This window comes from Streptomyces sp. NPDC089915, assembly GCF_040684675.1.
In the GTDB taxonomy this organism is placed as follows: Bacteria; Actinomycetota; Actinomycetes; order Streptomycetales; family Streptomycetaceae; genus Streptomyces.
The window spans coordinates 19,708-27,192 of record NZ_JBFBGN010000096.1 but is presented as its reverse complement, the minus strand read 5'-3'; the positions used below and the strand labels follow the sequence as shown (position 1 = coordinate 27,192).

4 protein-coding genes and 1 pseudogene are annotated in these 7,485 nt (G+C 75.5%); all 5 read right to left on the bottom strand.

Annotated features, from left to right (window positions below; translation table 11 throughout):
- Positions 1 to 149: 149 nt before the first annotated feature.
- Positions 150 to 2,537, bottom strand: coding sequence for an excinuclease ABC subunit UvrA (locus AB0O29_RS24885; RefSeq protein WP_365154993.1), 2,388 nt, complete (start codon positions 2,535 to 2,537; stop codon positions 150 to 152).
- Positions 2,538 to 2,625: 88 nt separating this feature from the next.
- Positions 2,626 to 4,041, bottom strand: a complete 1,416-nt coding sequence (locus AB0O29_RS24880) for a serine/threonine-protein kinase (RefSeq protein ID WP_365154990.1) — start codon at positions 4,039 to 4,041, stop codon at positions 2,626 to 2,628.
- A gap of 5 nt (positions 4,042 to 4,046) precedes the next feature.
- Complete coding sequence (locus tag AB0O29_RS24875; protein ID WP_365154987.1) at positions 4,047 to 4,820, bottom strand: serine/threonine protein kinase; 774 nt, start codon at positions 4,818 to 4,820, stop codon at positions 4,047 to 4,049.
- A 109-nt stretch (positions 4,821 to 4,929) separates the two neighbouring features.
- Positions 4,930 to 6,987 (bottom strand): family 43 glycosylhydrolase, encoded by a 2,058-nt coding sequence (locus tag AB0O29_RS24870; RefSeq protein ID WP_365154981.1) that lies wholly within the window; start codon positions 6,985 to 6,987, stop codon positions 4,930 to 4,932.
- 28 nt (positions 6,988 to 7,015) lie between these two features.
- Positions 7,016 to 7,485 (bottom strand): annotated as a pseudogene (locus AB0O29_RS24865) (M23 family peptidase); the annotation flags it as partial.

The window sequence follows — 7,485 nt, the reverse complement described above, 5'->3', positions numbered from 1 at the left end:
CCAGTACGCGGGCTTCCGCCCGGCACACCGAGAGCACGCACCAGACGCCGCGGGGCCGCCCTTCGGGCGACGACGGGAGTTTGACGACAGGCCCTAGCCCGGAGGTGAGGTGGGGCGGCCCCGGTCGGGCCGCCCCGTCCCCGCGCCGGTCAGGCGCCCACGTACGCCGCCAGGTGCTCGCCCGTGAGCGTGGACCTGGCGGCGACCAGCTCCGCCGGGGTGCCCTCGAAGACGACGCGGCCGCCGTCGTGCCCCGCGCCCGGACCGAGGTCGATGATCCGGTCGGCGTGCGCCATGACCGCCTGGTGGTGCTCGATCACGATGACCGACTTCCCGGAGTCCACGAGCCGGTCCAGCAGGCCCAGCAGATGCTCCACGTCGGCCAGGTGCAGTCCGGCCGTCGGCTCGTCCAGGACGTAGATCCCGCCCTTCTCGCCCATGTGCGTGGCCAGCTTCAGCCGCTGCCGCTCACCGCCCGACAGGGTGGTCAGCGGCTGGCCCAGGGTCAGGTAGCCCAGCCCGACGTCCACCAGCCGCTCCAGGATCCGGTGCGCGGCCGGCGTACGCGCCTCGCCCGAGCCGAAGAACCCCTCGGCCTCCGCCACCGGCATCTCCAGGACCTCGCTGATGTCCCGGCCGCCGAACCGGTACTCCAGCACAGAAGCGTCGAACCGCTTCCCCTCACAGTCCTCGCAGGTCGTGGCCACCCCCGCCATCATCGCCAGATCGGTGTACACCACCCCGGCACCGTTGCAGGTGGGGCAGGCGCCCTCGGAGTTGGCGCTGAACAGCGCCGGCTTCACCCCGTTGGCCTTGGCGAACGCCTTGCGGATCGGCTCCAGCAGCCCCGTGTACGTCGCCGGGTTGCTCCGCCGCGAGCCCCGCACCGGCGACTGGTCCACCGACACCACCCCCGCCGAGGCCGGGACGGAGCCGTGGATGAGCGAGCTCTTGCCCGAGCCGGCCACACCCGTCACCACGGTCAGCACCCCGAGCGGGACGTCCACGTCGACCCCGCGCAGGTTGTGCGCCGACGCCCCGCGGATCTCCAGCGCGCCCGAGGGCTCGCGCGGCGACTCCTTGAGCCGGGCCCGGTCGTCGAAGTGCCGTCCGGTCACGGTGCCGCTGGCCCGCAGCCCCTCCACCCCGCCCTCGAAGCACACCGTGCCGCCCGCCGCGCCGGCGCCCGGGCCCAGGTCGACGACGTGGTCGGCGATCGCGATGACCTCCGGCTTGTGCTCCACGACCAGCACCGTGTTGCCCTTGTCGCGCAGCCGCAGCAGCAGCCGGTTCATCCGCTCGATGTCGTGCGGGTGCAGACCCGTCGTGGGCTCGTCGAAGACGTACGTGACGTCGGTCAGCGCCGACCCGAGGTGGCGGATCATCTTGACGCGCTGCGCCTCGCCGCCCGACAGCGTGCCCGCCGCCCGGTCCAGCGCCAGGTACCCCAGCCCGATCTCCACGAACGAGTCGAGGGTCTGCCGCAGGGTGGCCAGCAGCGGAGCCACCGACGGCTCGTCCAGCCCGCTCACCCACTTCGCCAGATCGCTGATCTGCATCGCGCAGGCATCGGCGATGCTGATCCCCTTGATCTTCGAGGACCGCGCCCCCGCGCTCAGCCGGGTGCCCTCGCAGTCGGGACAGGTGGTGAAGGCGACCGCCCGCTCCACGAACTCCCGGATGTGCGGCTGCATCGCCTCCTTGTCCTTGGCCAGCATGGACTTGCGGATCCGCGGGATCAGTCCCTCGTACGTCATGTTGATGCCGGCGATCTTCATCCGGACCGGCTCGCGGTGCAGGAAGTCGGCCAGCTGCCGCTTCGTGAACGAACGGATCGGCTTGTCCGGGTCGAAGAGGCCCGACTCGCTGTAAAGACGGTGGTTCCAGCCGCCGGGCTTGTAGCCGGGGATGGTCAGCGCCCCCTCGTTGAGGGACTTCGAGTCGTCGAAGAGCTGGCCCAGGTCGAGATCGGTGACCGCGCCCCGGCCCTCGCAGCGCGGGCACATGCCGCCGGTGACGCTGAACTCGCGCCGCTCCTTGACGGTCTGCCCGCCGCGCTCCATGGTGACGGCGCCCGCGCCGCTGACGGAGGCCACGTTGAAGGAGTACGCCTTGGGGCCGCCGACGTGCGGGCTGCCGAGCCGGCTGAACAGGATCCGCAGCATCGCGTTGGCGTCGGTGGCCGTGCCCACCGTGGAACGGGGGTCGCCGCCCATCCGCTGCTGGTCCACGGCGATCACCGTCGTCAGCCCGTCCAGCACGTCCACGTCGGGGCGGGCCGCCGCGGGCATGAAGCCCTGCACGAAGGCGCTGTACGTCTCGTTGATCAGCCGCTGCGACTCCGCTGCGACCGTGTCGAACACGAGCGAGCTCTTGCCCGAGCCGGAGACACCGGTGAAGACCGTCAGCCGCCGCTTGGGGATCTCGACGCTGACGTCCCTGAGGTTGTTCTCGCGCGCGCCGTGCACACGGATCATGTCGTGGCCGTCGGCGGCGTGCGGCGCGGGCCGCCGGTCGTTCGTCGTGCCCCTGCTCATCGTCTCTCCCTCGTCGGCGCGGCCGCGGCGGCGTCCCTCGGCGCCCGGCCGTTCCACGCTACGCGAGGGCCCGGGACCGCCGCTTCTCCTATCGTGACCGGTCCGGACAGGATGGGAGGGCCGGGCGGTCCTTCGTCCGCACGGCCGGCAGCCAGGCACCCGCCCGCGGTCCTCCGCCCGGCAGGCGCACCCGGTACCAGAGCGTCGAGCGGAAGTCCGACTCGTCGATCACGGGCTCCCCGTGCGCCAGCTCGCAGTCGGCGTCGAGGACGTCGGCGTGCCACACCCGGGTCGGAACCACGTTCCCGGCCGCGTAGGGCCGCATGGGGTCGACGGCCAGGCCCAGGCTGCACCGCGGGTCCCGGTCGGCACGGTCCTGGCAGGCCCGCTCGGCGTTGAACACCCGGACCGCCAGCGGGGCCTCGCGCGACCCGCTCGGCGGGGCCGCCGCGACCTCCCCGCCCGTCGAGGACCAGAGGGCCGCGGCCGCCGCCCCGCAGGTGGCGGCCGCCAGGAGGGCCGCCCGGTGCCGCCGCAGCGGCATCGCCGCGGCACGCGGCACGGTCCCCCGCCCGCCGGCCGGCACCGGCCGCCCGGCGGTGATCCGCGCGAGCAGGCGCTCGGCGGTGTGCGCCGCGCGGGCCTCGTGCCCGGGGGCCAGGCAGTCGGCGGCCAGCTCCCGCCAGAACGGCGGCACCCCGCCGTCCATGCGCAGGGGCGCGCGCCCGGCCGCGTACTCCTGCACGGCCGCCCCCTGCGCCATCGGGGTCGCTCCGGGGAACAGCGGGGCCCCGGAGGCGAACACCTCGTGGATCACCAGGCCCAGGGCCCAGACGTCGGCGCTCGGGCGGACCTGTACGCCCCGCTCCCCGAGCGGCGCCTTCCAACGCTCCGGCGGCAGGTACTCCAGGGTGCCCATCGGGGGCGCGTACCCGTGGGTCCCCGTCAGCTCCGTCGCGAGACCGAAGTCCGAGAGCCTGACCTCCCCGTCCGCGCCGATCAGGACGTTCTCGGGCTTGAGGTCGGCGTGCACCCAGCCGCTGCGGTGCAGGTGGGCCAGCCCCTCGCAGATCCCGGCGATCAGCCGGGCGCCCTCCGCCTCCGTCACCCCGGCGCCGATCCGGTCGCGCAGGCTGCCCCGGGCCCGCTCCATGACCAGCACGACCGCCCCGTCCAGCGGCGGGTGCCCCGGCGCGTCGAGGACCAGGTAGTCCAGCAGCCGCACCAGCCGGGGATGACCCGCCCGGGTGCCGAGCTCGACCTCGCGGCGGGCGGCCTCGGCCACGCTCCGGGCCTGGCGCGGCGCGAGGCCGGCCGTCGGCATCACCTTGAGGGCCACCTCGCAGCCCGGCTCCCCGTCCGCCGCCCGGCCCGCGTAGACGGTGGCCCAGCCGCCCGCGCCGATCGGCTCGCCGACCACCCACCGGCCCACCCGGTGGCCCGGGGGCAGGAGTTCCGCACCGTCGCTCCCCCACGGGGCGCCGACGCTGCTCAGCCGTGCCATGCCGGCTACCCCCGCGCCACCGCTTCGGCCCGCGACGGCAGCAGCGCGAGGTGCTCCTCCCGTACGATCCCGAACCGCAGCGCGAGCCCGACGACGGCGTCCCGCTTCCCGTTGTGCCGTTCCCCCCGCCCGGCCTCGGGCCCGGTGGGGACCCCGATCCGCAGCTTCTCCTCGGCGAGGTAGTCGATGTGCGAGCTGACCGCGCGGGCCGTCAGCCGGCCGCAGGCCGGATGGCCCCGGAGCCGCTCGACCACCTGCGGGGTGGTGGGCACGGAGACCGGCGACGCGTCCCGCAGCCAGGGCTCGCAGAGGGCGACCAGCACCAGGAAGTAGGTGGCCGTCTCGTCCAGCGAGTACGCCGTCACCGTACGGCCCCCGGGCGGCCCGCCCGGGCCCGGCGGATCGAGGTAGAGGTGGTCGGGGGCGAACACCTGGAAGGAGACCGCGGACCCGGCCCGGGTGGGCAGCACCACCCGGGAGAACTCGAACGGGATCGGCGCCCCCGCCCGGCGCGGCGCCACCCGCAGGTACTCGCCCGCCCCCTCCGGGTTCTCCACCAGGTAGCTCTGGGCGGGACTGTGGTTGCTCAGCTGCCAGTGGTCGTCGGTGACGCGGATCTCCCCGGCCAGTCGGGAGATCGCCGGGTCGTCCAGGCGCAGCTCGACCGGGGTCCTGGCGCAGCCGCGGCCGAACCGGGCCACCTCGCCCGGCCCGAGGCGCAACGTCACCGCCCCGCCGCCGGCGCCGCCTTCCGGCAGATGGACGACTATGCCGCTCACGATTCCCCCCGCCCGGCGTGTCCTCAGACGCCCAGACAGGGACGTTACCCGCTGCGTGCGGGGCTGGACCGTGTCCCGTCGGCCAATCCGGCGGCCCCGGCGAAGGCCCTCAGTAGCAGGGCGCCGACGGGGGCGGGAGCGCGACCGGCCGCTCGTCGAAGGCCCTCCACGGACGCCAGCGCCCGCCCGGCCCCTCCTGGACCCTGGTCCGGATCCGGCCATCGGCGGTGACGGCGAACACGTGGAGCCGCCCGGCGGCGTCCGCCGCGGCCGACGGCGCCGCCACCGCGACACCCGGCTCCCCGAAGTCCTCCACCGCCTCCCAGGCCCCGCCGGCCACCGCCTGCCACCGGTGGCTCAGCCGCGCCCCGCCGGGGGACGCGGTGAAGGCCTCCAGCCTGCCGTCGCCGCCCGGGACCACGGCCGGGGCCGTCGCGCTCCAGCCGAAGAGGGGCCGCCAGTCGTCCCAGCCGCCGCTGGGCACGGACTGCCCCCGCAGGAACGCGGCCACCCCGGACGGGGAGGTCGTCACCACCGCCAGCCTCCCGCTGCCGTCCCGGGCCACGCGCGGCGCGGACCCGGCGGCGGTGCCGAAGGGGGCCCACCCGGACCAGGCCCCGCCCGGCGCCTCCTCCCAACGGTGGAGGATCCCGGCCCCTCCGGGGGAGAGGACGAACACCTCCAGCCTGCCGTCGGCGTTGGCGGCGACGGCGGGCGGGGCACCCGCCGGCCCGCCGAATCCCCCGTCCCACGGGTCCCAGACCAGGGAGCCCGGCGTCCGCTGGCGGCGGCGCGCGATCCAGGCACCGGCGGGGCCCGCCGCGTACGCCTCCAGCCTGCCGTCGGCGGCCCGTACGACGGCGGGGGCGCCGCCGGCCGGCCCGCCGAACTCCTCCCAGTCCCACCAGCCGCCGTCGGGCCGCTGCACCCGGTGGTAGAGGCCCGTGCCGCCGGGGGACAGGGCGAACACCTCCAGCCTGCCGTTGGTGTTGCGGCCGAGGGTGGGCACCGCCCCGGCCGGCCCGCCGAAGGCCTCCCACGGCGACCAGTCGTCGGCGTCCGGGCCGGCCTGGACCCGCCGCAGCACGCCGCGGTCGGCGGCGTCGAGCGCGAAGAGGTTCAGCCGGCCGTCCACGTCCGGGGCGACGACCGGGTTGTCCGGGCTCTGCCAGGGCGGCGGGGCGTCCCGCCACAGCAGCGGGGCCACGTACAGCCCCTGGCGGAACCAGCCCGCCGCGCTCGCGTACCACTCCTCCCCGTCGCGGAACACCTCGACGGCGTGCCCGGGCACATGGCCCGCCCAGCCGTCGGGGCCGAAGCGGAAGGGGTCGCGGGAGGCGAACACGTCGGTGCCCTCGTAGCCGCCGCGGGGGCCGGTGAACAGGTAGTACCAGCCGTCCCGTTCGACGACGTACGGGGACTCGGTCACCGACACCGTCGCGTCCGTGCTCGCGTCGGTGAAGACGGTCTCCGGCCCGCTCCAGCGCACCAGGTCCGCCGAGCGCCGGCAGGCCACGACGTGGTGGCCGTGCGGACCGGAGAGCTCGGTGTAGTACATGACCCACTCGCCGCCGGTCCGCAGCACCATCGGGTCGCGCGCCGCGAGCCCCCGGAACAGCGGGCCGGACGGCAGCCGGGTCCAGGTGGACAGGTCCGTCGAGGTGGCGGCGTTGACCGCGGCCCCGCCCGCCGGGCCGCCGGCGGCGTAGAACATCCAGAAGGTCCCGCCCGCCTCCAGGACGTACGGGGCCCACAGGTGCTGCTCCCCGTAGTAGGAGGGGTCGGCGGTCAGCGCGTCCGGGTGCGCGGTCCACGGTCCGTACGGGCCGGGGGCCGAGGCGTGGGCGAAGGAGATCTCGGCGGCGCTGTCCGGGGCCTCACCGGGCGGCGCGCCGTCGCCGACGATGCCGAACACGTGCCACCGGCCGCCCGCCCGGATCAGGGTGTGGTCGTTGAGGTAGCGGCGGCGCCCGGGCAGGGAGGGGTCGTGGACGTGCGTGAACGGTCCGGCGCCGACCCACCGGTGGGTCGGACCGTCGGCGGAACCGCCGGCGAAACCGGCGGAGGGGGTCGCGGCGGCGGCGGCCGCGGCCCGGCCCGCGAGCGGGAGCGCGAACGCCCCCGCTCCGGCCGCCCGCAGCAGGCCCCGCCTGCTGATCGGACGCATGGCTCTCCTCCGGAGGGACCCCTGCGGGTCAGTTGACGGCGGGACCGGACGTGCCGTTCAGCCAGGTCCAGTCCGACCAGGTCGAGAACCCGGTCTGCCACCGGTGGTGCACGCCCGCGCCGCTCGTCCCGAACACCTCGATGCGGCCGTCGGCGTTGGCCGCCCCGACGATCTCGGTCCCGCCCCCGCCGAAGGTCTCCCACGGGCCGTACGGGGCGTTCACCCCCGTCTGCCAGAGGTGCTGGGCGGTGCTCCCGTTGATCGCGAACACCTCCACCCGGCCGTCCGGGGAACGCTCACTCGTGAGCTCGGAGTCGGCGGGCCCGCCCGTGGGCTCCCAGTCCGACCAGCTCGACGTCCCCGTCTGGTATTTGTGGAAGACGCCGACGGGTCCGGAGGCGAAGACTTCGAGGCGTCCGTCCTGGTTGTGGTCGACGGTGAGGTCGTGTCCGCCTCCGCCGAAGGTTTCCCAGGTGGACCAGGTGCCGTTGACGGCGG

What these genes read in the sequence shown, in the direction of transcription:
- AB0O29_RS24885 (WP_365154993.1), bottom strand. Translation starts at nt 2,537, where the DNA reads ATGAGCAGGGGCACGACGAACGACCGGCGGCCCGCGCCGCACGCCGCC.
- AB0O29_RS24880 (WP_365154990.1), bottom strand. Translation starts at nt 4,041, where the DNA reads ATGGCACGGCTGAGCAGCGTCGGCGCCCCGTGGGGGAGCGACGGTGCG.
- AB0O29_RS24870 (WP_365154981.1), bottom strand. Translation starts at nt 6,987, where the DNA reads ATGCGTCCGATCAGCAGGCGGGGCCTGCTGCGGGCGGCCGGAGCGGGG.